Here is a 23030-nt window from a genome sequence, read left to right on the forward strand (position 1 = left end):
CGCTAGAGCCGCTCGGCCAGCAGTCGCTCGGCGGTGTCGATGTCGCTGAACGGCACCCTCTCGTCGCCGATGATCTGGTAGGGCTCGTGACCTTTGCCCTGGAGCAGCACCACATCGTCGGGGCCGGCGGCATCGATGGCCCACGCTATCGCCGTCGCCCGATCACGGATCTCGACGACGCGTTCGGGGTGCTCAAACCCCATCCGGATGTCGTCGAGTATGTGATCGCCATCCTCGAAGTGAACGTCATCATCCGTCACCACGACGAGGTCTGATCCGCTTTCGACGATCCTCGCCATCTCGGGCCTCTTGCCGGGGTCACGGTCGCCGGTCGCACCGAAGACGGTCACGATCCGGGTGTGACCCGATTCACGCAGGGCGGTGACGGCCTGCTGCACGGCATCCGGTGTGTGGCCAGCGTCGACCACGACGAGCGGCAGCGTCGGCGAGGGCTTCAGCCGGGTCATCCTGCCCACCACCGGCGTGAGCGGGCCGAGAACCTCCGCGATGCGCGCCGGCTCCACCCCCTGCGCATACAGCACACCGGCGACGGCCAGCAGGTTGTCGACGTTGAACCGCCCAATGAGTGAACTGGCGACGGCGTGCCTGGTGCCGTCGATCCGCAGGTCGAACCGGAGCCCCTCGGTCGTGAGTTGTACGTTCTCGGCAGCGACGTCCGCTCGAGCGTGAGCGTGCGAGGTCAGGCCGATGCGGCGGATTCCGTCGGCAAGCGTCACAAAGTGCTCACGCCCGAACGCGTCATCGAGATTGACTACCGCAGCCGTGATGCCCGGCAGGGTGAAGATCTTCGCCTTCTGTCGGGCGTATTCCTCCATGGTTCCGTGATAGTCGAGATGATCCCTGGTGAAGTTGGTGAATGCGACGATGTCGAACTCGACAGCGTCGACCCTGCGCTGCTCGAGGGCGTGCGAGCTGACTTCCATCGCCACATCCCGCACACCGCGCGCCACGAAGTCGGCCAGGAACTGGTGCACGGTCGAGACCTGCGGCGTGGTCATCCCCATGTTGATCCGAGGGTCGCCGGTCACCCCGGCGCCGAGCGTGCCGATGGTCGCCGACACCGTACCGAGCGCCTGCCAGGCCTGGGTGAGAAGGTGCGCCGTCGAGGTTTTGCCGTTGGTGCCGGTAATGCCGACCATGGTCATCGCCCGAGAGGGATGACCGGTGAAGTCGTCAGCCATGCGCCCCAGTACTGCCGCCAACCCGGTCACCGCGTGCACGTGAGCCGACAGCTCGGCGCCACCCTCGGTCGCGTCCACGAGCACGGCGGAGGCCCCTCGATCGAGTGCGTCCTGCACCCACGGCAGCGCCGGAGCGCCCGGCCGCCCCAGCGCGACAAAGATGTCGCCTCGGTCGAGCGAACGACTATCCTGCACCAGGCGACGGCCACGGATGATGACGCCCCCCAGTGCCTCGTCATACCGGCCGAGGTCGAGATCGTGCGGCCAAGCGCTTGCTCCGGCCTGGCCGTCCGACCAGACCTCGGTCACGCGAACTCGAAGACGAACTCGACCTCGACCGGCGCATCGAGGGGCAGCACGGCAACCCCCACGGCGCTGCGGGCGTGTATGCCGGCGTCGCCGAAGATCTCGCCGAGCAACTCGGATGCGCCGTTAATGACCCCGGGCTGGCCGGTGAATGAGGGGTCGGATGCCACAAAGCCGACGACCTTAACCACACGGGTGATCCTGTCCAGGGATCCGATGACGGTCTGGGCGGCCGCGAGCCCGTTCAGCACGCACGCACGGGCCATCGACTTCGCCGTCTCCGCGTCCACCTCAGCGCCCACCTTTCCGGTGGCGGCGAGCACGCCGTCGACGAAGGGCAGTTGACCCGAGGTATACACCAGGGAGCCGGTGACCACCGCAGGAACGTACGCCGCGACGGGCTTTGCCACGGGTGGGATGGCTAGACCGAGTTCGGCGAGCCGGGCATCCAGTTGAGACATCAGGATTCTTTCTTTTCGCGCTTCAGGTAGGCGACAAGGCCGCCTTCGGGGCCGGTAACCACCTGGACAAGTTCCCACCCCTCCGAACCCCAGTTGTTGAGGATCGCGGAGGTGTTGTGGATGATGAGCGGTGTCGTGAGGTACTCCCACTGGGGCATTTTTGGGCTTCCATTCAGCTTGACTTACGAGATCATCCCGTACCCTAACCCTATGTCTGCCCAAAACCCCCCTCGAAGAGGCGCCGTTACTGGTATCGCCGGACTCCTCGGTTTCAGCGTGCTTGCCGGAGTGCTCGTGACCGTGATGGTCGCCCCCGCGATCGCGGTAACGGGCGTGACCGCCTCCTCGACCATAGGTGTATTCGACAGCCTCCCCGAATACATCAACATCGGCCAGCAGCCCGAACGCAACGAGATTTGGGCCACGTACACCGGTGAGGGCAATGTCAACGGCCACGCCCTGATCGCCACGATCTACGACCAAAACCGCGAAGAAGTGGGATACGACGAGATTTCGCCCTTCGTTCTCGCCGCGACAGTCGATGGTGAGGATGCGCGGTTCTTCGAGCATGGTGGCGTGGACGTGTCTTCCGTCATTCGTGCCGCACTCAAGAACGTACGGGCCGGAAGCGTCCAGGGTGGAGCGTCGACCCTGTCGATGCAGCTCGTCAAAAACATCGGCATTCAGAACGCGTTAAACCTGCCGACCCAGGACGAGAGCGATGCAGCCTACAAGATCGCGATAGAGGAGTCGTTCGATCGCAAGCTGAAGGAAATGAAGCAGGCGATTGGGCTGGAGAAGAAATACACGAAGAAAGAAATTCTCACGGCGTACTTGAACATCGCGAATTTTGGTAGGGCCACATACGGAATCCAGGCCGCGGCGCAGCGCTATTTCAGCGTGAACGCCAAAGACCTGACCCTGCCCCAGGCAGCAAGCCTCATCGCAATCGTGCAGTACCCGAACCAGCGCAACCTCGGTGACCCGGAGAACTACGCGGCCAACCAAGATCGCCGCGACTACATTCTGACGTACATGGCGAAGGCGGGGAGCATCACGGAGGAGGAGCGCGACGCCGCGATCGCTGTCCCGGTGGATGCCACTACCGTCCTTCCCAAAGAACCCAGCAATGGGTGCATCGCCGCTAATGACTACGCGAAATTCTTCTGCGACTATGTGAAGAAAAGCATCAAGGACTTCGCGTTCCTCGGCGCCAGCGTGGATGAACGTGAGGCGAACTGGAAGCGCGGCGGGTACAAGCTCTATACGACTCTTGATCTGGACGTGCAGATTCCGGCGCAGACCGCCACCTGGACGTATGCGCCCAACACCGTGACCGACTTCGAGCTTGGCAGCGCCACCTCGACCGTGCAGCCCGGAACCGGTCGAGTGCTGGTGATGACGCAAAACAAGCTCTTCGACGACACCGAGGAAGGCATCGGGTCGGTCGGCACGGCCGTGAACTTCAACACCAGCTATTACTACGGTGGATCTTCGGGCTTCCAGCCCGGCTCGACATACAAGCTATTCACCCTCCTGGACTGGCTGAAGGCGGGTAAGGGGGTCAATGAACGGGTGAGCGGTAATCCGAACCGACAGGAGCCCTTCAGCGCATATAAGGCGTGCGGAGCACCCGTCGAAGGCGGAACCTTCCCTTTCAAGAACAACGCCGGCGAAACCGGTACGTACACGATTCGCAACGGAACAGTGAACTCGGTCAACGGAGTATTTTTCTCCATGGCCAAGCAACTTGACCTCTGCGACATCCGTGACGTAGCTGCCAGCCTCGGCGTGGAACGAGCCGATGGTAAACCGCTGGAGACCAACCCGACCTCGATCATCGGAACCAACACTGTTACGCCACTGAGCATGGCCGCCGCGTACGCGGCGGTCGCCGCGAACGGCATGTACTGCAAGCCCATTATCGTCGACACTGTCACCATGCCGGATGGGCAGAGCGTTGTGGGACAGGCGCCCGAGTGCAACCAGGCCATCGGCGCGAACATTGCCGACACGGCCATCGACGTGCTCAAGGGCGTGATGGTGACCGGCAACCAGGTCTACTCGAACCCAGACGACGGCATCCCGATTTTCGGCAAGACCGGAACAACTGACGATGCTCGGCACACCTGGATGGCCACCGGAACCACCACCTCCGGAACAGTTGTGTGGGTCGGAAACATCGTTGGCGATTACAACATCCTTGACACCGAACAGGCTGATGTGGCGGGAATCCGCCTTCGGCACTACATCATGGAACCGACGGTTGCCTCACTCAACGCCAAATACGGGGGCGTCGACTGGCCCGCCCCCGATCCCGGGCTCATGAGGGGTGGCGGCCAGGCCGTCCCCGATGTGACAGGCATCTTCGCGAAGGCGGCACAGACAGCGCTCGAGGGCCTCGGCTTCTCGTATGCGGATGGTGGTGCGGTCGACTCGAGCCTCGAGGCCGGACGAGTGGTCAGTACCGATCCGGCCGCGGGAACCGTCTCAGCAAAGGGTGTGACCGTGACGGTCTACACGAGCAAGGGCAACCAGATTCCGTTCCCCGATGTGGTTGCCGATGGCAAAACGAATGACTTCAATTCCGCGAAGTCCCTCGTGCAGGCGGCGGGCTATCCCACCGTGGTGCAAACCTGCGCTGCTCTCGCTCCTACCTCCGGGCCGGGGCCGGTGCTTCCCACCGATCCCCGGGTGGGGAAGGTGCAGTCGAGCACTCCCGCCGCGGGTGCACCCACCGTCCCGGGCGCAACGGTGACGCTGGGCGTCGGCAAGATCACCTGCCCGTGACCCCGTCGCCAGTGCGGGCGACCGCGACGACACTCGGCGTCGCAGCGATCGCCGGTGCCGCGGCCTTTGCCTGGGGTGCGCTGGTGGAGCGCAACCGTTTCACGATCCGGCACGAAACCGTCCCCGTGCTCGACCCTGGGGCGCGGCCGTTGACCGTGCTGCACCTCGCTGACCTGCACATGGCGCCCTGGCAGCACCGGAAGCAGGAATGGGTGCGCTCGCTCGCCCTGGTCGAACCCGACCTCATCGTCAATACGGGCGATAACCTCGGTCATCCGGATGGTGTCGAAGGCGTCGTGAGGGCCCTACAGCCTTTTTCCGGGATACCCGGGGTGTTCGTCAACGGATCCAACGACTATTTCGGGCCCCAACTGAAGAACCCCTTCCGCTATTTTGGTGGCCCCTCGGCGAAGCCAGAAAGCGCATCCATACTTGACACCGAGCGCCTCGAGGGATTCTTCGAACAACAGCTCGGATGGCTTTCTCTGAACAACACCGCCCGCGCGATGGATATCAGGGGCTCACGACTCGAATTCTTCGGAACCAACGATGCACATCGTGGTTGGGATCGGCTCGACCGACTACCGGGTGTGATCGAAGAGATGCGTGAAAACGTGGGCTGGCAGGACGAAATCGCTGGGCCCGAACCAGTTGCCATCGGCGTCACGCATGCCCCCTACCGCCGGGTACTCGATTCGTTCGTCAACTACGGCGCCGAGATGATCTTCGCCGGGCACACCCACGGTGGCCAGGTCCGCATCCCCGGCCAGCCCGCCCTCGTCACCAACTGCGATATCCCGAGGGCACAGGCGCAGGGCCTGAGCCTGTGGCACCACGCCCGCCGCGCGGCCTATCTCAACGTGAGCGCAGGCATCGGTACATCCATCTATGCACCCGTTAGGTTCGCCTGCCCACCAGAGGCCGTTGTCGTGACTTTGACCGCCGGAGATTTCAGCTATTCTTGAAGAGTTCGCGCTGTGGTGCGGATGATCGGGGTGTGGCGCAGCTTGGTAGCGCGCTTCGTTCGGGACGAAGAGGTCGTGGGTTCAAATCCCGCTACCCCGACCAAAAAGTGGCGCAGACCGGCGATGTTTCGTCGGCCGGCGCCACTCTGGGTCTCAGGTTTTTATAGAGTTACCCCGAAATCATCCCGCGCTTCGGGAGTTATCGGCAAGAACGTGTGGATCGCTCGGACAGGTCATGCGCGTCCTGCCCAGTCTGTTCGTTGCCAAGGTCCTTCTTCGACCTTGACGCTCGTGTCGTAGAGGGCCGGTACGGTTCGTTGTTCGATGGCTGGTGCGCGGTATTTAGTCTCCGGTGGGTGTGCGTGGTTGTGCGCTTGAACGAGAGGTATGTCTTGGAGTAGCAGCAGGGGATTCGAACTCTGTGCGCGAAGGAGGACTGCAACTGTCCCGTTGCCCTCGGCACACACAATCGGGATTAAACCCTCTACCCCGCAAACAACGGGGAGAGGGCGCCCCGAGCTTTGGGCAAGCGAGACTAGCCGCTCAATGCCCGCGACTTGCACTGTACGGGTACCCACAAGACTTAGGGTCTGCTGCACTGATTGGTGACAGTTTCTAGTCACGCAGCCAGGGCGGCTGGCGTGTTTATGATGGCCTCGAATTCGACTGGGGTCAAACGGCCCAGGCGGGCTTGCCGGCGTCGTCGGTGGTAGGTGCGTTCGATCCAGGTCACGATCGCGATTCTCAGCTCCTCTTGGGTGGTCCAGGAGCGACGGTTGAGGACGTTCTTCTGCAGCAGGCTGAAGAAGGATTCCATCGCGGCGTTGTCACCGCAGGAGGCGACTCTTCCCATGGATCCGACCATCCGGTGGCGGGCCAGAGCACGCAGGAACTTTCGGCTTCGAAATTGGGATCCACGATCGCTATGGATCACGCAACCGGCAACATCACCGCGCATCGCGACGGCGTTATCGAGCGCGTTCACGGCAAGGCTGGATTTCATTCTGGAGTCGATGGAGTAGCCGACGATCTTGTTCGAGAATACGTCTTTCACGGCGCAGAGGTAGAGCTTTCCCTGATTGGTAGTCCGGTGCTCGGTGATGTCGGTAAGCCAGAGCTGGTTCGGGCGCTCGGCGGTGAACTCGTGGCGAACGCGACCGTTGGCGTCGGTCACGGTGCAGAGGTCGTCGTGGACGGCGGGGCCGGGTTTCTTGCCGCCCCGGCCCCGTTTCTTCCCGAACGCGCTCCACCAGCCGTTGGCCGATGCGATCCTCCACGCAGTCCGATCCGCCATCGCCTCACCGGCCCGACGTGCTTCGTCCGCGAGCAGCCGATGCCCGAACTCCGGGTCATCTTTGTGCGCGTCGAACAACGCGTTCGCCCGATAACCCTCCACGACCTCGCTGGGCGTGACCGGGCCCGCCAGCCACCGGTAATAGGGCTGGCGGGAGAGCTTCAACACCCGGCACGTCACCGTCACGGGAATCCCCGAGACAGCGAGCTCCTTCACGAGCGGGTAGAACCTTTTCCCGGCAGATTCGCCTGCGACAGATACGCTGCCGCCCGACGCAACACCTCGTTCTCCTGCTCCAACAGACGGATCCGCTTGCGCGCTTCTCGAAGCTCAGCCGCCTCCGTCCGACTCTGGCCAGGTCTGTCACCATCATCGACCGCGGCACGCTGCAACCACTTCTGCAACGTCATCGTGTGAACACCGAAATCTTTCGCGATCTGCTCGATCGTCACACCAGATTCACGACCACGCGCAACAGCGACCACATCTTCACGGAACTCTTTCGGATAAGGCTTAGGCACAACAACATCCTTCCAGCCCACCCATCAGGGCAAGCCAACTCAGATGTCACCTACTCGTGTAGCAGACCCTTCTGAGTCTGACGCCTAGTGGTCCCTCAAGCCATTAAGTGGCTCTCGTGAGCGATCGTGGAGTGCCCAACGCTGGTGCGCCACCGCATCATGGCGCGTGGCATGTCGATAGTGATGAGACCAACTAATATCGATCCTTCATCACCGTCACGCGTGAAACCGGCGACGAAGCGTTTGTCGCGAACCGAGCCTTCCAGAATCTTCATTCCTGTTCCGAGCGCGGGAATTCCCGATGCTTGGATGCGCATTCCATGTTGATGAGACCAAAATCGCGGTATTGGCGTGAACTGCGACGCGGCAGCGCCGGCAAGGAGGGAATTCGCGGCCGCCTGGCCCATCTCGACTGCGTTGATCCAATGTTCGACTCGGCGTGGGATGGTGTCGAAGCGGTGATTGGGCCAGCGGGCGACGTCACCCGCTGCAACAACACCTTCGACTCTAATTCCGTCGGTGTCGAGAACGTGTCCCGTAGCATCGCAGCGAACACCGTCCTCAATGTCCAGCCCTGAGCCGTGCAGCCATTCCGTGTTGGGATCAGTTCCGACGCCGATCACAACGAGGTCCGCATTTATTGTTTCTTGGTCGTCGAGAGTCAGTCGAGCGCCTCGCGGAGTTTCTGTCCATCCGCTGACTCCGACGCCGAGATGAAGTCTCACACCATGTGACCGGTGCACATCCCCGATCACCGCGCCGATCGGGGCGCCAAGGGCTCGGTGCAGCAGGGTGGCGCTGCGGTCGACGACTGTCACGGCAATGCCGCGCTCTCGAGCGGTGGAGGCTATTTCGCACCCCAGGAATCCGCCGCCAACGACGGCTATGCGTCGGGCTTTGGTCATCATCGCGTCTATTGCACGTGCATCGTCGATCGTTCTCAAAGTCGACACGTGGGGTGAGTCCATGGGTGCTTCGGGCAGATGTCTAGCGCGCACTCCGGTGGCGATGATGAGACCGTCAAAGGCAAGGTCTGGTCCGCTACTAAGGTGAATCGTGCGTCGGGCCAGGTCGAGGCCGAGGGCCTGGTGACCAAATCTCCAATCAACGTCGAGGTGCGTGTAGCTCCTAAAGGAGAGGTCACGTGCGCTCGTGTGTCCGGTGAGGAGGCCTTTCGAGAGAGGGGTCCGGTTGTAAGGCGGATGGGTTTCCTCGCCAACCACTGCGATCTCGCCGCGGAACTCCATTTTGCGGAGCCGCTCGGCCGCCGACAGGGCTGCCAAGCCCGCTCCGATGATGACAACTCGTTCCATTGGGGAGTTCATGAGCCTTCTCCGGTTAGCGTGATCGCTTGCATCGGACACAAGCGCGCCGCCTGTTGAGTTGCGTCGGCATTTTCCGGATTTGGACGCGTGGAGTATCGAAGTCGTCCGTCGACTCCCAACTCGAATACGTCGGGCGCTTCTTGCTCGCAAATGCCGTAGAGGTGGCAGAGGCGGTTGTCGACACTGACCAAGAGCGCAGCGGTCGTCCTTCCGGTGCCCGAGGGCCTCCCCGAACTTTTCACTTTTCTGCCGGCGCAATCCGAAGCCCCACAGCGGTAGTCGCCGGAAGGACGCGAAGGATGAACACGAGGAGGCAGGCCGCGGCCAATCCAATAACCCCAACTCCCAAGATCCCGAAGGATTGGACCTCGGGCGAGGCCATGAAAGTGTGAATCAGCGACAGGGCGAATGCTCCGTACGCGAAGTAGTGCACGATGTGCCACCGTCGATAGCCAAGCTTTCGCTGCACAACGATGGACAGTGCTACAGCCAGCCCGAGATCGAGGCCCACGATGCCGAGGCCCACACTGACCTCTCCACCGGCAACGAAGGGCACGATCGCATTGATCAAGCCGAAGTTTTCGCCGGTCTGGAAGATATACGAAATACCGTGAAGAGTACCGAAAGCGAGGGCAGTGACTGCCAACACGATGTGCGTCGACGATATGGCGTTACGACTGACCATCCGTTTCGCCCATCCCATCGCGGTCAGAATGCCAAAACCAATCGTCAACGCCATCAAGCCATAAGACAAATAACCGGCAAGTGTTGCGATGTGCCGAATGCCCTGATCGTACTGTGCATAGTCCTCGCTATGCATCGCGGGCATGCTGAGCTGGAAGGCCAGCGCTTTAACGGTGTGGGGCGTAAGGGGCACGTGTTCTCCTGAATTGGGGATTGGTAGACTCGCTAGAGGAAGTCGTACTCGACGTAAGAGTAAACTGATCTTACACATCGTAAGACACAGTTCCTGTGAGATGAAACGGAGTTGGTGACCAAATGCGGCGAGAAAAAGGATCACTGGAGACGGAAGTCTTGACTACCCTGTGGTCAAGCGGCGTCCCACTGTCAGGTGCCGAGGTTCACGAAAGAATCGATGCCGCGAACTTGTCGTACAAAACTGTTTTGACTGTTTTGATTCGGCTGCAGGCGAAAGGGCTTGTCGTCAACGAAAAGGCGGGCCGCGCCTACACCTACCGACCGGTGCCGGACAAGTCAGACATCGCAGCCGAAAGGATGGCCGGGCTGCTCGTCCGAGGAGCTGACCGCTCCGCAGTACTTCAGGGCTTCCTCGACGCGATTGACCCCGTCGATGAAGCCATCCTCCGGAGGCTGTTGCTCCAATCGCGGGCAGACATCGCACCATGATTTACAGCCTGTACATTCCGCTTGTAGTCGGCTGCCTCATGGGAATGGCAGCTCCCGGAGTTGCTCGCCGCCTGGCCCCCGCCGCTGCGACGAGATTGCTTTCTGCGGTCGCTGTCGTTAGCGCCGCGGCCACGACGGGGACGCTGGTACTACTCGCGGTTGGCGGCATGATTAAGGTTGCGCCTCTCTTTGGGATCGGAGCCAGCCGGGAGGCCCTTATCGACGGGCGAGACGGGGTTCCATGGCCGGTTGGGGTGGCCGGCGTCGTCATGCTGCTTGTGTTGATCATGAGAATCAGCCTCACGGTGTCACGCGAACGACGAATCGTGAAAGATCTGAACGAGCTGGTCGACGAGCATCGTGGCGGTCTCATGGTCCTGGACGATCCTCGGTTTTACGCCTACGCCGTCCCCGTGGGTATGGGCACGATCATCGTTTCGACAGCGATGCTGAACTCTCTCACCGAGAACGAGCGGAAAGCTCTGTTGGCGCATGAGCGAGCTCACCTCAAGCACCGGCACCGCCTGCACCGCACAATAACCTCACTCGCAGCGGCAACTAATCCGTTGCTCAATAGAGTCCACCGCGAAATGGAATTGCAGACCGAGCGCTGGGCAGACGAAACCGCTGCAGCGCAAACTACGCGAGCTGTGACCGCAACCTCACTTGCCAAGGCTGCCCTCGCGTCAACTGGCAGCCCCAAGGCGGCCCTGGCATACGTGTCCAACCACGTGCGAGATCGCATCACCGCTCTCGCCGTTCCGCCCCCGATCAGTAACTGGAACCAAGCCGTCCCGATCGCTATCGCCGGTGTGGTGATTTCGGTCGCACTCTTAGACGCCGTCCACGCATGCGCGACGGTTTTGGCGCTGTGGTACCCCTAACACCAAGAACTTCTCTTGGGATCGGTGCACTAAGCCCTGACCTGATGGGATTGGAGGATTCGGCGTAGATCCCTTCATGCTCGTCAGGAGTACCAGCCAGACCGCAAGAACTTGGATATGGTGGTTGCGATATTCCTCAAGAGATGCGCTCTGCGCTGGAACAGAAGGTCTGGTCGGTGTCTGCATATTGGGTTGTCGATGCTTTGGATCGTCGTTTCAACCAGCGCCTTGCGTTCGACAAGTCCTGGGTCTGAATCGGTTCCAGCGACTTCGAAATAGCGCTTTCGGGCCTCCATTTCCGGGTCGAGTCTGCCATGCTTCTTCGCGGACGACTGCGGCCGATCGCTCCTTGCGAATTTGCGGGCTGATACTTCCCAACTGCGTTCTCAAGGTAACGAACACTTGATCCAGCTGTTCCCGTTCACATCGGCCGGGAACAAGCCCGCCCTCGAGGTCAGCCCGCGCGGCTCCCGAAAATACAATGATGCTTTTTCCGGATTGTGTGAGGGCCGCCAACTGCTGTTTTTCGGCCCCGCTTAATTGGATCGCCGCCCATTTGGAAGGTGAAGGGACACCCGTGCAGGTCGCGCTCGATCTTGGAATGTCCAAAGCAACCCTCTACCGCCGGACGCGGATCCTGGGATTGCGGCGGATCAATTTGCCAAGGAGACCCTGGCCAGGCGACGCCACCAAATGGCGATCTCGGAGCACCACCAAGTAGCTTCCACCGCCACGCAATAGTCACTCGTATCGAGAAGATGCGGTAGCGCTGTCAGCGAGTTTGGATCTTGCACAACTTCTGCGCCGTTTTCAGGTGCTCATCGTCCTCGTCGATTGGGCCCTCGCCACTCGGTCGATGGCGACCTGGTCACCATCGAAGATGTACCGATCACCGATCCGTCTCGCATTGAACACCGCCTTGCGACCGCAGCGGCAGATCGTCTTGAGCTCTTCCAGCGAGTGGGAGATCTCGAGTAGCCTCCTGCTTCCCGGGAACGCCACGGTCTGGAAGTCGGTGCGAATTCCATACGCCAGCACCGGCACTTCTCGGGAATCACAATCCTGAGGAGATCGTCGACCTGCCCCGATGAGCCGCCGCCGATACAGCACTCCGCCGGAGGCCCGTAATCCTCCTCTCTGTGGTTCGTAATTCGTCCAGTCTAAACCTCGTAATCCGTCCACTTTGAAGTTCGCAAAGCGTATGGTGGGAGCGTGCCCAACTACCGTGCCCGTGTCGCCGACGCCGAACTTGCCACCAAGATGCGCGCCGTCGGCGCGGTCCTCATCGAGGGGCCGAAGGCATGCGGGAAGACAGCGACCGCTTCGCGCGTCGCCGCCACAGTTTTCGATATGGATCGGGATGCCACAGCACGCGCGTCGATCGAACTGAACCCGGCCTACCTCTTCGACCGTCCTACGCCCATCCTCTTTGATGAGTGGCAAGTCAACCCTGAACTGTGGAACCGAGTTCGGCGTGCAGTCGACGACTCGGATCGCGGCCGCGGCCTGTATCTGTTGACTGGGTCCGCCACCCCGCAAGAGGACGTGAATCGCCACTCAGGGGCGGGCCGAATCGGGACGCTGCGGATGCGACCAATGAGCTTATTCGAGTCGGGACACTCCAACGGCGAGGTCTCACTCACCGCGCTGCTGGAAGGCACAAAGCAACTCGGCAAGGATAACGGCCTGACCGTTCCCGACCTGATGCAGCGCATCGTCACTGGGGGCTGGCCCGCCCTGCTCGATGCCGACGAAACCGAAGCCCGGGGCTGGATTGAGGACTACCTCCGTCAGATCGTCGAAGTGGACATCCCGACATTCGTCGGGCGTCGCGATCCCCGAACCCTTCAGCGAGTCCTGGCGTCACTCGGTCGCTTCGTCGCACAGAGCCCCGCCACCCGCACCATCGCCGCCGACGCCGGCGGCGAGAGGGGGCCGATCGCGTCCGACACGATCTACAGTCATCTGGACGCGCTCGACCGGCTCCGTTTACTCGACGACTCAGAAGCATGGCAGCCCCACATGCGATCGAGGTCTCGACTGCGAACAAAGGCGACGCGCTATTTCGTTGACCCCTCGATAGGTACGGCCGCGATTCACGTCGGCAGCGACGACCTGCTTCGCGACCTCAACGCCGCTGGGTTCCACTTCGAGGCACTCGTCATCCGCGACCTGCGTATTTTTGCTCAGGCGCTCGGTGGGCGCGTCGACACGTGGCGCGATGAGGCAGGCAACGAGGTCGACGCGATCCTCACCCTGCCCGACGGGCGCTGGGCGGCCGTCGAGATTAAGATGAGCCAAAACGACGTCGATACCGCAGCGGCGAATCTCATCAAGTTCACAGAGCGCGTCGATACTGCGCGCCAAGGCGAGCCAGCAGCACTCGTGGTTATCACCGCAACCGGCAGCGCTGGCGTGCGCAGCGACGGTGTCCACGTCACGCCGATCACGGCAATTGCGCCCTAACTGCGCACGCTGCTCGACGCGCCCTACGCGAAGTCTGGATCCGGTGCGCTCCGGTAGCTGAACTCGGCCCTCGGGCGCCAGCCATTGTTGAGTACCCCGTCGCTCTCGTCGAGGTAACATGCGCCGCACAGGGACTCGTAGGTGACATCCACCCCGTCGATGGCGACCTGGTCACCATCGAAGATGTACCGATCACCGATCCGTCTCGCATTGAACACCGCCTTGCGACCGCAGCGGCAGATCGTCTTGAGTTCCTCCAGCGAGTGGGAGATCTCGAGCAGTCTCCTGCTTCCGGGGAAGGCCACGGTCTGGAAGTCGGTGCGAATGCCGTACGCCAGCACGGGAACCTTTTCGAGGATCGCGATCCTGAGGAGGTCGTCGACCTGCCCCTCCGTGAGAAACTGCGCCTCATCGACAAGCAGACAACTGACGGCTGACCCGGTGCGCTCGATCACGGCGGCACGTTGTGATCGAAACTTCTGCAGGATGTCTTCGTCAGGGGAGACCGTGAAATCCACAGGCCTGGATACCCCGAGCCGCGACACGATGGCTGCGTCGCCTTTGGTATCGACCTGCGGTTTGGTGAGCAGTACGTTTTGGCCGCGCTCCTCGTAATTGAATGCTGCCTGCAGCAGGGCCGTGCTCTTGCCGCTGTTCATCGCACCGTAGCGAAAGTAGAGCTTGCTCAATCGTGCTTCTCCGATCAGCGCACTGTGGTGCGGTTAGTGCAGGAATCCGTCTTCGGCCGCTCGCCTGATGAGTTCCGTTTTCTTGCTCGCCGGACGATCGACCTTCGAGTACTTCTCTCTTACACGTCGAAGATACGTCTTCGCGGTCTCGTACTGCACATTCATGCGTTCTGCCACCTCAGGCGTGCTCAGGCCGGAGGCGTATAGCGTGAAAGCCTGGGCCTCCCCCGCGCTCAATTTAGGACGTACCCGATTGGTTGCCCCGGTCGGACGAGGCCGCCAATCGCGCTTCTCGGGATCGGGTGCCACCCCCATCGCCGCGCGCGCGGCCTCCATCACATCTCGCATCGGCAGGGTTTTTGCCAGGAACGCGACGGCGCCGGCGGCCAGGGCACGCTCACGCGTTTCGGGAGAATCGAGACTCGACAGCACGATCACCTTTGCACCGGCTGCCCTGCACGTGCGCACTCGAGCTTCAATAGAGACCGGCTCTTTGAGCTGGAAGTCGAGAAATACGAGATCGGTAGGAAAGTTGTTACTGTGCACGAGTTGCAGCCAGGTACTGGCGCTGAGCACCAGGTCGAAGTCGGGCGCGTTGGCGGCAATCCAGCTTCCGAGGCTGTCGAGCAGCACCTCATGGTCGTCAAGCACGGCCAGGCGCACGCGCGTGGGCGTCGGTTCAGTGACGTCGGTGGGCGGAGAATCAGTAACTGTCATCGGGCATTCCTTGTGTGCTGGTACTGGCGAAGGTCGCGACGACCGCTGAGTGACGGCGGTTCACCCTGCTCCAGAGCGTCGAATCATCCTATGATGACAGGCTTTGACCGGTGCCCAACAGCCCACAAGCGGGGTACACGATGCGGGGGACGCCATGGGGGACAGACTGTCAGAAGAGTGCCGCCTGCACCACCGCGGCAGGCGGCGTTTCGCACACACCGAGCGTTCGGCCGGGTCGCCTTCGATGATCCTTCGGTGATCGGCACCATTCAGGCGTTGATGTGAAGCGTCTCCGCGGTGCTCGCGATGGTCTGACGGGCAAGCTCCGGCTGGTCGGCGAGCGATTGGCCGTAGGTCGGGATCATCCGCTTCAGCTTCGGCCCCCAGGCATCCATTCGATCGGGAAAGCACTTCTCCACCAGGCCGAGCATGATGGGAACGGCGGTGGATGCTCCGGGCGAGGCTCCCAGCAGTCCGGCGATGCTGCCATCGGCGGATGACACAACCTCGGTACCGAACTGCAGCACGCCGATCTTCTTCCTGTCTTTTTTCATCACCTGGACCCGCTGGCCCGCGGTGATCGTGTACCAGTCTTCGGGCCTGGCATCCGGATAAAACTGCTGGAGTTCGGCGAATTTTGTCGATTTCGACGCCACAAGCTGGCCGATAAGGTATTTCACCAGACCCAGGTTTTGCACGCCCGCTGCGACCATCGGAATGACGTTATGCCACCGCAGCGAGGCGAACAGGTCGAAAATCGACCCCGTCTTCAGGAACCTGGGGCTCGCACCGGCGTAGGGGCCGAACATGAGACTGCCCGTGCCATCCACGACTCGCAGGTCGAGGTGCGGAATCGACATCGGCGGGGAGCCCACGGCGGCCTTGCCGTACACCTTGGCGCTGTGCCTGGCCACGATCTCGGGATTATCGGTGCGCAGAAACTCGCCGCTGACCGGGAATCCGCCGAAGCCGCGGATCTCTTTTATTCCAGACTTCTGCAATAGGTTCAGCGCGTAACCGCCGGCGCCCACGAACACGAAACGTGCGGTGATCGGCCGGATGGGGGTGCCCCCGATATCGCGGCGCATTTTCAGCTTCCACAGCCCATCGCGGGTGCGTGTGAGGCCGGTGACCAGCACCTCGGTGTTGAGCTTGGCGCCGGCGGCGGTCAGGTTCTTCGTCAACAGGTGCGCGAGCGAACCGAAGTCGACGTCGGTGCCGGAGGCGATCCGCGTCGCCGCGATCGGCTGCGACGTGCTGCGGCCGGGGATCATCAGCGGCGCCCACGAACGGATGACACGGGCATCCTCACTGAATTCCATCCCCTGGAAAAGTGGATGATCTTTGAGTGCCTCGAAGCGCTTGCGCAGGTATTCAACGTTCTTCTCACCCCACACAAAACTCATGTGCGGGGTCGCGTTGATGAACGAGGTGGGTTCGGGCAGCGCGCCACTCTCGACCAGGAATGACCAGAATTGGCGGGACACCTGGAACTGCTCGTTGACCTTCACCGCGCTGGAGATGTCGATCGAACCGTCGGCGCGCTCGGGAGTGTAATTGAGCTCGCACAGGGCGGAATGGCCGGTGCCGGCGTTGTTCCAGGGGTTGGTGCTCTCGAGGGCAAGATCGTCGAGTCGCTCGAAAATCTGAATATCCCAGTCAGGCTGGAGCTGCTGCAGGAGGGCACCGAGGGTGGCACTCATGATGCCCCCGCCGATGAGGGCGACGTCGACGGGTTTGCTCACCTGCCCAGTTTAGCGCCGCTCAGAGCCCCATCCCCGCGAGCTTCTCGTTCATTCGCACGGCCATCTCGGCATAGCCTTCGTCATTCGGATGTAGGCCGTCACCGGCCATCCACTCAGGGTGGCCCTCGATCCAGCGCGACGCACCCGGGATGTAGTCCGCGTCGATCACGGCGGCCGCATCCCGAACCCAGCTGATGATGATCTGCACCGACGCGGGCCGCTCATCCATGTACCAGAACGGTTCGACCACGATGAACCGGGCGTCGGGCAGAGCCAACCTCATCCTGTCGAAATCGCTGGTGATCTGGTGCCTGATCTCGTCGGCCTTACCAGCGAAACTGAAATTGTCGTTGAGGCCCATGGTGATGAACACGATGTCGGGATCGTCATCGATGACCTGGCTGGGCGCATCACCGTTTCCGAAGATGGATCGGTTATTGATGAAGCCGAGGCCGTTCACGCTCGGGTTGAACTCGCTCCAGCCGCGCTGATCGCAGACGATGGTCGACCACCGGAGTGACTGTTCGGTTGCGCCGGTGCCCAGCGTGTACGAATCCCCGTAGAACGCTACCCGAGTCGCATTCGGGTCGCGGGGCTTCTCGGGCGGGTCGGGCAGTGACGCCGGAGCGCACCCCAGCAGCGACACGGCCGACGTGATGGCGAGGATGGCAGACACCACGGCGACAATGACAGTTTTGCGAGAGCCCATGCCCTTCTCTTCGACACCGCCGGCCAACCGGGTGGGAAATTCGCGCTCTCGCTAGGCTGGGCCGGTGGCCGAACTGCTGATTCACGGTGCGAGGGGACTCGACGCCCGCGGCCAGGTTGACGATTTCTGGATGCTCGCCGCCGACGGCGTCATCACCGAAACCGGTAGCGGCCGCGTCCCGGATGCCACGACCGGGGGCACCCGCATCGTTGATGCTCACGGACACTGGCTCGTGCCCGGCTTCATCGACCTCCACGGGCACGGCGGCGGCGGGCACTCCTTCGACGGCGGAGCCGACGACATCCTCGCCGTCCTCGCCACCCACCGTGCGCACGGCACCACCCGCTCGGTGCTGAGCCTTGTGGCGAACCCGCTCCCCGCCATGCTCGCAAGCCTCGAGAGGATTGCGGATCTCTCCGTGTCAGATCCCCTCATCCTCGGCTCACACCTGGAAGGTCCGTTTCTCTCGCCCGCCAATCGTGGCGCCCACCACCCCGAGTATCTCCGCGAGCCGAGCCCGGCGCTAGTCGAGGAGTTGCTGAACGCCGCGCGGGGAACCCTGCGGCAGATCACCATCGCGCCCGAACTGTCCGGGGCACTCGAGAGCGTGGATGTGCTCGTCGAGGCCGGAGTTGCCGTGGCGATCGGGCACACGACCGCCGACGAGCGGCTCGCGCACGAGGCGTTCGACCGGGGCGCGAGAATCCTGACGCACGCGTTCAACGCCATGCCGGGCATCCATCACCGGGCGCCGGGGCCGGTCATCGCGGCGTTCGACGACCTGCGAGTGACACTGGAGGTGATCCTTGACGGCACCCACGTGCACCCACGCGTCGCGCGCCTGGCGTTCGGGGCAGCGCCCGGTCGTATTGCGCTGGTGACCGACGCCATGGCCGCCGCAGGATTCGGGGACGGCGACTATACCCTCGGTTCCCTCGCCGTCGACGTGCGCGGTGGGCTAGCAATGCTGCGTGGCACTGACACCATTGCCGGATCCACCCTCACCCAGGATGCAGCGTTGCGCACCGCCATCACCGTGGCCGGGATTTCCCCCGCGGATGCCGTCGCCGCGCTGACCCTCACCCCTGCTCAAGCGCTCGGGCTCGATCACCGACATGGGCTGCTGGCCGCGGGTTTTGCCGCGGACGCCGTGCTGCTCGACAGTGCCTGGAACGTGACGGGCGTCTGGGCCGATGGGCACCGGCTCCAGACGACCCCCTCACCGGCCTAGAAGATCACCCAAATGAGCTTCGTCGAGCTGACCGAACCAGCTACAGCGCCGTCACCCTCGTAGGCCGCCTTCACGACGTACACGCCCGACGTCAGTTTTGGCAGCTTATAGCTCACCGTCCCGTCGGCCGCGAGCGTAAGCGGGGTGGTCGTGGTGCGGCCGTTGATGGTCAGCTTCACGTTCCCGGTGGCTGCCGAAGCGGCTAAGGACGTTACCGCCACCTTTGCCGTAGACGACTGCCAGGAGAAAAACACCCGGCGGCTCAGAGACAATGCTGTAGTCGACTCGTAGCGCACCGTCACGGCCTCCGAGGTGGCAGTTCCCGGCGGAAGGCCCGCGGCGCTCGCCGTCACAACGACGGCGAGTTTATTGCCCTGGTCACCTTTCACAACCGTGTATGCAGATGCCGTGGCGCCTGCAAGGTCAACCCCATTCGACTGCCACTGGTAGGCGAACGTGAGCCCCGCGGTGTCCCATTCCCCCGGCGACGCCGCGAGTTTATTGCCGACATCCGCGGCACCCGTGATGGCCGGAGCGACGAGGTTGAGCGGTGCACTCGGCAGTGGAGCCTCACCCGTCTTCACCTGGACGGCGGTGTAACGCCCCGTGGTGCCGTAGCTCACGATGCCGAGATAGGTCGACTGGGGCACCAGGTCGGCCCACGACGCGACGAACGTCACCGGGGTGCCCTGTACACCAGCGAGCACGGGCGGAGTGAGCGTGAGAGGCGCACCACCCGCAACCACTGAGGTGACCGTCAGATCCCATGCAGTTCCACCGGCCGCCGCAAACACGTCGACCAGCACCTGGTACCGTGCGGCTTCGGGTGCGATCAGATCGACTCGCTCATCGGCTGATCCTGTCGCCGACTTCCACGCCATCACCGGCTTTCCGTCGGCATCGAGCTGGTTCACGGTGAGGTCCAGATCTGTGGTGTTGTCGATGGCATCGAGATCGAACCTCGCGAACTCAGCACCGGCCGGGACATCGACGAAGTACTCGCCGGAACCGCCGGTGACAGCGCTGCCGGAGTGCACAGTCTCGACACCCTTGGGGTCGGGCACCAGCACACCCAGGCTGAGTCCGGATGTCGCGAGCGGGATGTCGCCATCGGCGCCCGGGGTCACCGTGACATCCACCGATCCTGTGATGCCCGTGCCATCCACACCGGCGGGCGCCACAATCGCGACCGGCCGCACCGCGATGGGGCTGCGGACGGTGGTCTCACCCGAGGTCCAGGTGATCGATCCGGTGGCGAACTCATCCAGCGCAGCGTCCGTGCGTGCGAAGGTCACGGTGTATGTCGCCGTTTGTCCGGCAGCACCGAATTCGAGCGTCGAGGGCTCGACCACGGCAGTGACGCCGTTCAGGCCGTCGACGGTTGAGGTGAACGTGCCAGCCTGCGTCGACGTCACGGTCCTGGTGACCGCCTCCGGCGCCGTCAGAGTGCCGACGGAGATGGATGCGAGGTTCAGGTTGCTGGGATCGACCGGCGCGACGCCAGCGTTGTAACCGAGTGCTTGAAGGTAGGCAAGCCAGTCCGGCGTGCCATTCAGATAGAGCAGCCCAGGCTCGAAGAATCGGGTGGGATCAACCTGACCCGCACCCTGGATGAAGGGATCGCTGACAGCAGCTCCCGCTGCATCGAGAGTGTCACCTGCCGTGGTCATCATCGCGGACTTGACCTCAGCCGGCGTCGCGTTCGGACGCTCCCCGAGGTACAGCGCCGCAAGCCCCGCAATGTGCGGGGCGGCCATCGAGGTTCCACTGAGGAACTCGAAGGTCGGGGCCGTCGACTCCTGGTTGGGGCCGGCCGCAAGGATCGACACGCCCGGCGCCGAGATATCCGGCTTCAGCAGGTCGCTGCCATCGGCCAGCAGCGGGCCCCGAGACGAGAAGCCGGCCACCTGGGGTGCGGGCGGCGTGTACGACGTCTGGTTTCCCGTCGTAAAGGTCACGGTCGCTCCGGGCGCTGCCGCGTAGGCCACGATCTGGGCGCGATACACAGAGTCAAGGTGCACGGTTGGCACAGCGTGGAGGTCGGTATCGATCGAGCCAGGGGTGCGGTTGACGAGAAGCATCCCGATGCCGCCGGCCCGGAGGACCTCCGCTGACTTCGCCGTCCGGTTGTACACGCCACGGTCACAGACCACGATCGTGCCGGGGGGCACCGTCGTGAGCGAAGAGGGGCCACAGAGATTGGCATCGGTCACCCCCGGGGCCGCATACGCGGTCGAGTTCACGAGAGCGCCGGTCAGTGGGGTCGCGGCCAGGTCGAAGTTGACGGTGATGGATGCCCCGGCAAATGCCGTGCCGTCGCCCAGAGTCGCCGTAGCCTCGTACGACGGTATCGTCGATGCCGCGACCGTCGTGATCCACGGGCTCGCGTTGTCAAGAGTGGACGCGGCGGGCCCATCGTTTCCGGCGGATGCCGCCACGAACACGCCCGCGGATGCCGCACCGAGGAACGCCTCATCCGTCGGCGAGAAGGTGGTTTGTGCCGCACCCCCACCGATGGAGTAGTTGATGACGTCGACGCCGTCGGTGACCGCCTGGTCGATTGCTGCCAGCAGATCGGTGGTGGTGCAGCCGTCGTCGGTGGTGACCGTGGGGTCGGGCCCGGACCAGCAGACCTTGTAGACGGCGATCTTCGCCGCGGGAGCGACACCCGTAATCCTGCCGAAGTCGATTCCCCCGACGGTTGCGGGGGTGGCCACATTGCCTGCCGCGGTGCTGGCGGTGTGCGAGCCGTGTCCGTCGCCGTCACGTGGGGAAACGAATTCGCCGGGACCGGTGCCCGCGTTTCCGAGGCGGTTGGCCCCGAAACCATTGAGGAAGTAGCGCGCGCCGATGACCTTCGTGCTGCAGTCGCTGGCGGTGAATTGCTCCCCGGCCTGGCAGACACTGCGGAAAATTCCACCATCGCTTTTGGCGAACGTGATCGTCTGGCCGTCAAGGTAGGGCGCGGGCGCCGCGGACCCGACGAGTGGCTGTCCCGTGAATGCCGGATTCTCGGCGGCAATGCCGGTGTCGAGCACGCCGACGACGACGCCATCGCCGGCCTGGTCGGCTCCACCGATCGACTCCCATACGCCACCGGGGCCGTCGAGGCCTAGGAAGCTGGTGGAGGGAACGGCCGTGATGTGCTTCATCTCGTCGAGGGTCACCGCGATCACGCCTCGGTTTCCCATCAGCTGAGCGGCCTGGGCTGACGTGAGGTCTGCCGAGAAGCCGTTCAATGCGGTCGTGTACGACGCATCGATCGTCACGCCCGCGGCGGTCGCCACGGCCTGCTGCTTTTCGGTGAGGTAGTCGCTGTACTTGAGGGCCGGGGCACGGCGCATGTTGAGCTGATCGCCGCCATCAGGCGAGGTGGCCGGATACCCGGGGATGCCACCGTCGTACGTCGCTACGGCCGCGTCACTGAGGGTGACGATATAACGGCCGGGTTCGAGCGCGGTCTGCCCACTTCCTCCGGGAGCGGACAGTGCTGCCCCGGCAGTGCCGGCCACCAGACCTGCTGCGAGGAGGGAGGCGGTGGCACACGCCGCAATGAACGAGCGGATGGTGGGGCGTGCGGCGGCACGGTCAACTCGAGTTCTCACAGGATTCCTTCGTCATTAAAGGTTTGGCACACCGGAGGCGGTTGAGCCCACTTTCGCTACCCTAGTGCATAAAACACCCCCAAAATGGGGTAGACCGCCGCCAATTTACGCCGTGCAACAGCACCCGGCCAGGTGCCTCCAAGCAAACCCACAGGTGAAGGGACATGCTTAGAGATACGACCCGCACCGACCAGGAGATCCCATGCGCGCACGCCATATCAGACGCCCCACCGTCGCTGTATTCGCTGGCCTTTCACTCGTCGGTGCCCTCGCCGGCTGCAGCGGAACCGCCGACGCTACGCCGAGCACTGCCCCCACAGAGGGTTCGAATAGCCCGTCCCCCGCCAGCACGGCGAGCGCTGCTCCCGCGAGCAGCGCAGGCGCCTACGTTGACGGCAGCTACACCGAAAGCGGCAGCTACCAGTCCCCTAACGGCACCGAAAGCGTGGATGTCACGATCACTCTTGCCGGGGACGTCATCACCGCAGTCGAGGTGGTCGGTAACGGCGAGAGCCGCGACTCGCAGCGCTACCAGAGCGAGTTCATCGGCGGAATCGCGGCCGAGGTGGTCGGTAAAAAAATCGACTCGATCAACGTCAGCAAGGTCGCGGGCTCCTCACTCACCAGTGGCGGATTCAACTCCGCCGTCGACGCGATTAGGGCAGACGCTGCCGCCTAGCGTGCGGTTCGACGCGATCGGCACTGCCTGGCACGTTGACACCGCCGAGCCGATCGCGGCACAGCTTGGTGCC

General features: G+C 63.0%; 19 protein-coding genes, 1 tRNA gene and 1 pseudogene. 8 read left to right on the top strand and 13 right to left on the bottom strand.

Features of this window, described 5'->3' with window-relative positions; translation table 11 throughout:
- Positions 1–2 precede the first annotated feature (2 nt).
- From RMN95_RS05020 to RMN95_RS05030, 3 genes are read right to left on the bottom strand one after another with little or no spacing between them, the layout of a single operon-like run.
- Positions 3–1511 (bottom strand): UDP-N-acetylmuramoyl-L-alanyl-D-glutamate--2,6-diaminopimelate ligase, encoded by a 1509-nt coding sequence (locus RMN95_RS05020; RefSeq protein WP_309615857.1) that lies wholly within the window; start codon positions 1509–1511, stop codon positions 3–5.
- Positions 1508–1969, bottom strand: coding sequence for a RidA family protein (locus tag RMN95_RS05025; protein WP_309615858.1), 462 nt, complete (start codon positions 1967–1969; stop codon positions 1508–1510). Before RMN95_RS05025 ends, RMN95_RS05020 begins: the two co-directional genes overlap by 4 nt.
- Positions 1969–2127: a hypothetical protein gene (locus RMN95_RS05030; RefSeq protein ID WP_309615859.1), complete on the bottom strand. Its 159-nt coding sequence runs from the start codon at positions 2125–2127 to the stop codon at positions 1969–1971. The genes RMN95_RS05025 and RMN95_RS05030 overlap by 1 nt, the downstream gene beginning before the upstream one ends.
- Before the next feature lie 52 nt (positions 2128–2179).
- Between RMN95_RS05030 and RMN95_RS05035 the strand changes: the two genes are divergently transcribed.
- The 3 genes from RMN95_RS05035 (at position 2180) to RMN95_RS05045 (ending at position 5827) form a co-directional block, all read left to right on the top strand.
- A complete protein-coding gene (locus tag RMN95_RS05035) occupies positions 2180–4759 on the top strand; it encodes a transglycosylase domain-containing protein (RefSeq protein ID WP_309615860.1) in 2580 nt (859 codons plus the stop codon).
- A complete protein-coding gene (locus tag RMN95_RS05040; protein WP_309615861.1) occupies positions 4756–5724 on the top strand; it encodes a metallophosphoesterase in 969 nt (322 codons plus the stop codon). The genes RMN95_RS05035 and RMN95_RS05040 overlap by 4 nt, the downstream gene beginning before the upstream one ends.
- A gap of 26 nt (positions 5725–5750) precedes the next feature.
- A tRNA-Pro gene (locus RMN95_RS05045) sits at positions 5751–5827 on the top strand.
- A 516-nt stretch (positions 5828–6343) separates the two neighbouring features.
- Here RMN95_RS05045 and RMN95_RS05050 read toward each other — a convergent pair.
- From RMN95_RS05050 to RMN95_RS05060, 4 genes are all read right to left on the bottom strand, one after another.
- A protein-coding gene (locus RMN95_RS05050; RefSeq protein WP_309615862.1) for an IS3 family transposase occupies positions 6344–7539 on the bottom strand; the annotation gives its coding sequence in 2 pieces (ribosomal slippage) (positions 6344–7252 and positions 7255–7539; 1194 coding nt in all).
- A gap of 95 nt (positions 7540–7634) precedes the next feature.
- A complete protein-coding gene (locus RMN95_RS05055) occupies positions 7635–8864 on the bottom strand; it encodes an FAD-dependent oxidoreductase (protein WP_309615863.1) in 1230 nt (409 codons plus the stop codon).
- The gene (locus RMN95_RS17115; RefSeq protein ID WP_397545248.1) at positions 8861–9106 is read right to left on the bottom strand and encodes a ferredoxin; all 246 of its coding nucleotides are present in this window, start codon (positions 9104–9106) and stop codon (positions 8861–8863) included. Before RMN95_RS17115 ends, RMN95_RS05055 begins: the two co-directional genes overlap by 4 nt.
- Entirely contained in the window at positions 9103–9741 is a 639-nt protein-coding gene (locus RMN95_RS05060; RefSeq protein WP_309615864.1) for a ferric reductase-like transmembrane domain-containing protein, read from the bottom strand. The genes RMN95_RS17115 and RMN95_RS05060 overlap by 4 nt, the downstream gene beginning before the upstream one ends.
- 122 nt (positions 9742–9863) lie before the next feature.
- Here RMN95_RS05060 and RMN95_RS05065 point away from each other — a divergent pair, with 122 nt between their 5' ends.
- Together RMN95_RS05065 and RMN95_RS05070 are read left to right on the top strand one after the other, a co-directional pair.
- Positions 9864–10232, top strand: a complete 369-nt coding sequence (locus RMN95_RS05065; RefSeq protein ID WP_309615865.1) for a BlaI/MecI/CopY family transcriptional regulator — start codon at positions 9864–9866, stop codon at positions 10230–10232.
- Positions 10229–11116 carry a M48 family metalloprotease gene (locus RMN95_RS05070; protein WP_309615866.1) on the top strand — a complete coding sequence of 296 codons (888 nt, stop codon included), beginning with the start codon at positions 10229–10231 and terminating at the stop codon, positions 11114–11116. Before RMN95_RS05065 ends, RMN95_RS05070 begins: the two co-directional genes overlap by 4 nt.
- A gap of 810 nt (positions 11117–11926) precedes the next feature.
- Here the strand turns inward: RMN95_RS05070 and RMN95_RS05075 are convergent.
- A pseudogene (locus RMN95_RS05075) lies at positions 11927–12201 on the bottom strand (thymidine kinase); the annotation flags it as partial.
- A gap of 127 nt (positions 12202–12328) precedes the next feature.
- On the opposite strand from RMN95_RS05075, the gene RMN95_RS05080 reads away from it, so the two are divergent.
- On the top strand, positions 12329–13582 hold the full coding sequence (locus RMN95_RS05080) for a DUF4143 domain-containing protein (protein WP_309615867.1): 1254 nt from the start codon (positions 12329–12331) through the stop codon (positions 13580–13582).
- Between the two features lie 23 nt (positions 13583–13605).
- Here the strand turns inward: RMN95_RS05080 and RMN95_RS05085 are convergent, their stop codons facing one another.
- The 4 genes from RMN95_RS05085 to RMN95_RS05100 form a co-directional block, all read right to left on the bottom strand.
- Positions 13606–14271, bottom strand: coding sequence for a thymidine kinase (locus RMN95_RS05085; protein WP_309615868.1), 666 nt, complete (start codon positions 14269–14271; stop codon positions 13606–13608).
- A gap of 33 nt (positions 14272–14304) precedes the next feature.
- Positions 14305–14988 (bottom strand): response regulator transcription factor, encoded by a 684-nt coding sequence (locus tag RMN95_RS05090; RefSeq protein WP_309615869.1) that lies wholly within the window; start codon positions 14986–14988, stop codon positions 14305–14307.
- A 269-nt stretch (positions 14989–15257) separates the two neighbouring features.
- Positions 15258–16733 carry a malate:quinone oxidoreductase gene (locus tag RMN95_RS05095; protein ID WP_309615870.1) on the bottom strand — a complete coding sequence of 492 codons (1476 nt, stop codon included), beginning with the start codon at positions 16731–16733 and terminating at the stop codon, positions 15258–15260.
- A 19-nt stretch (positions 16734–16752) separates the two neighbouring features.
- Complete coding sequence (locus RMN95_RS05100; protein ID WP_309615871.1) at positions 16753–17442, bottom strand: SGNH/GDSL hydrolase family protein; 690 nt, start codon at positions 17440–17442, stop codon at positions 16753–16755.
- A 64-nt stretch (positions 17443–17506) separates the two neighbouring features.
- Here RMN95_RS05100 and nagA point away from each other — a divergent pair, with 64 nt between their 5' ends.
- Positions 17507–18673 carry an N-acetylglucosamine-6-phosphate deacetylase gene (nagA, locus tag RMN95_RS05105; protein WP_309615872.1) on the top strand — a complete coding sequence of 389 codons (1167 nt, stop codon included), beginning with the start codon at positions 17507–17509 and terminating at the stop codon, positions 18671–18673.
- On the opposite strand, the gene RMN95_RS05110 is transcribed toward nagA, so the two are convergent.
- The gene (locus RMN95_RS05110) at positions 18670–22278 is read right to left on the bottom strand and encodes a S8 family serine peptidase (RefSeq protein ID WP_309615873.1); all 3609 of its coding nucleotides are present in this window, start codon (positions 22276–22278) and stop codon (positions 18670–18672) included. The genes nagA and RMN95_RS05110 overlap by 4 nt on opposite strands.
- A gap of 202 nt (positions 22279–22480) precedes the next feature.
- Between RMN95_RS05110 and RMN95_RS05115 the strand changes: the two genes are divergently transcribed.
- Positions 22481–22957, top strand: a complete 477-nt coding sequence (locus tag RMN95_RS05115) for a hypothetical protein (protein WP_309615874.1) — start codon at positions 22481–22483, stop codon at positions 22955–22957.
- The last annotated feature ends 73 nt before the right edge of the window (positions 22958–23030 follow it).

It is taken from the genome of Salinibacterium sp. (genome assembly GCF_031364185.1).
Lineage (GTDB): Bacteria > Actinomycetota > Actinomycetes > Actinomycetales > Microbacteriaceae > Rhodoglobus.

Excerpts from the sequence above, each read along its gene's own strand:
- RMN95_RS05025 (WP_309615858.1), bottom strand. The coding sequence starts at position 1,969 with ATGTCTCAACTGGATGCCCGGCTCGCCGAACTCGGTCTAGCCATCCCA.
- RMN95_RS05030 (WP_309615859.1), bottom strand. The coding sequence starts at position 2,127 with ATGCCCCAGTGGGAGTACCTCACGACACCGCTCATCATCCACAACACC.
- RMN95_RS05035 (WP_309615860.1), top strand. The coding sequence starts at position 2,180 with ATGTCTGCCCAAAACCCCCCTCGAAGAGGCGCCGTTACTGGTATCGCC.
- RMN95_RS05055 (WP_309615863.1), bottom strand. The coding sequence starts at position 8,864 with ATGAACTCCCCAATGGAACGAGTTGTCATCATCGGAGCGGGCTTGGCA.
- RMN95_RS05065 (WP_309615865.1), top strand. The coding sequence starts at position 9,864 with ATGCGGCGAGAAAAAGGATCACTGGAGACGGAAGTCTTGACTACCCTG.
- RMN95_RS05070 (WP_309615866.1), top strand. The coding sequence starts at position 10,229 with ATGATTTACAGCCTGTACATTCCGCTTGTAGTCGGCTGCCTCATGGGA.
- RMN95_RS05090 (WP_309615869.1), bottom strand. The coding sequence starts at position 14,988 with ATGACAGTTACTGATTCTCCGCCCACCGACGTCACTGAACCGACGCCC.
- RMN95_RS05100 (WP_309615871.1), bottom strand. The coding sequence starts at position 17,442 with ATGGGCTCTCGCAAAACTGTCATTGTCGCCGTGGTGTCTGCCATCCTC.
- RMN95_RS05115 (WP_309615874.1), top strand. The coding sequence starts at position 22,481 with ATGCGCGCACGCCATATCAGACGCCCCACCGTCGCTGTATTCGCTGGC.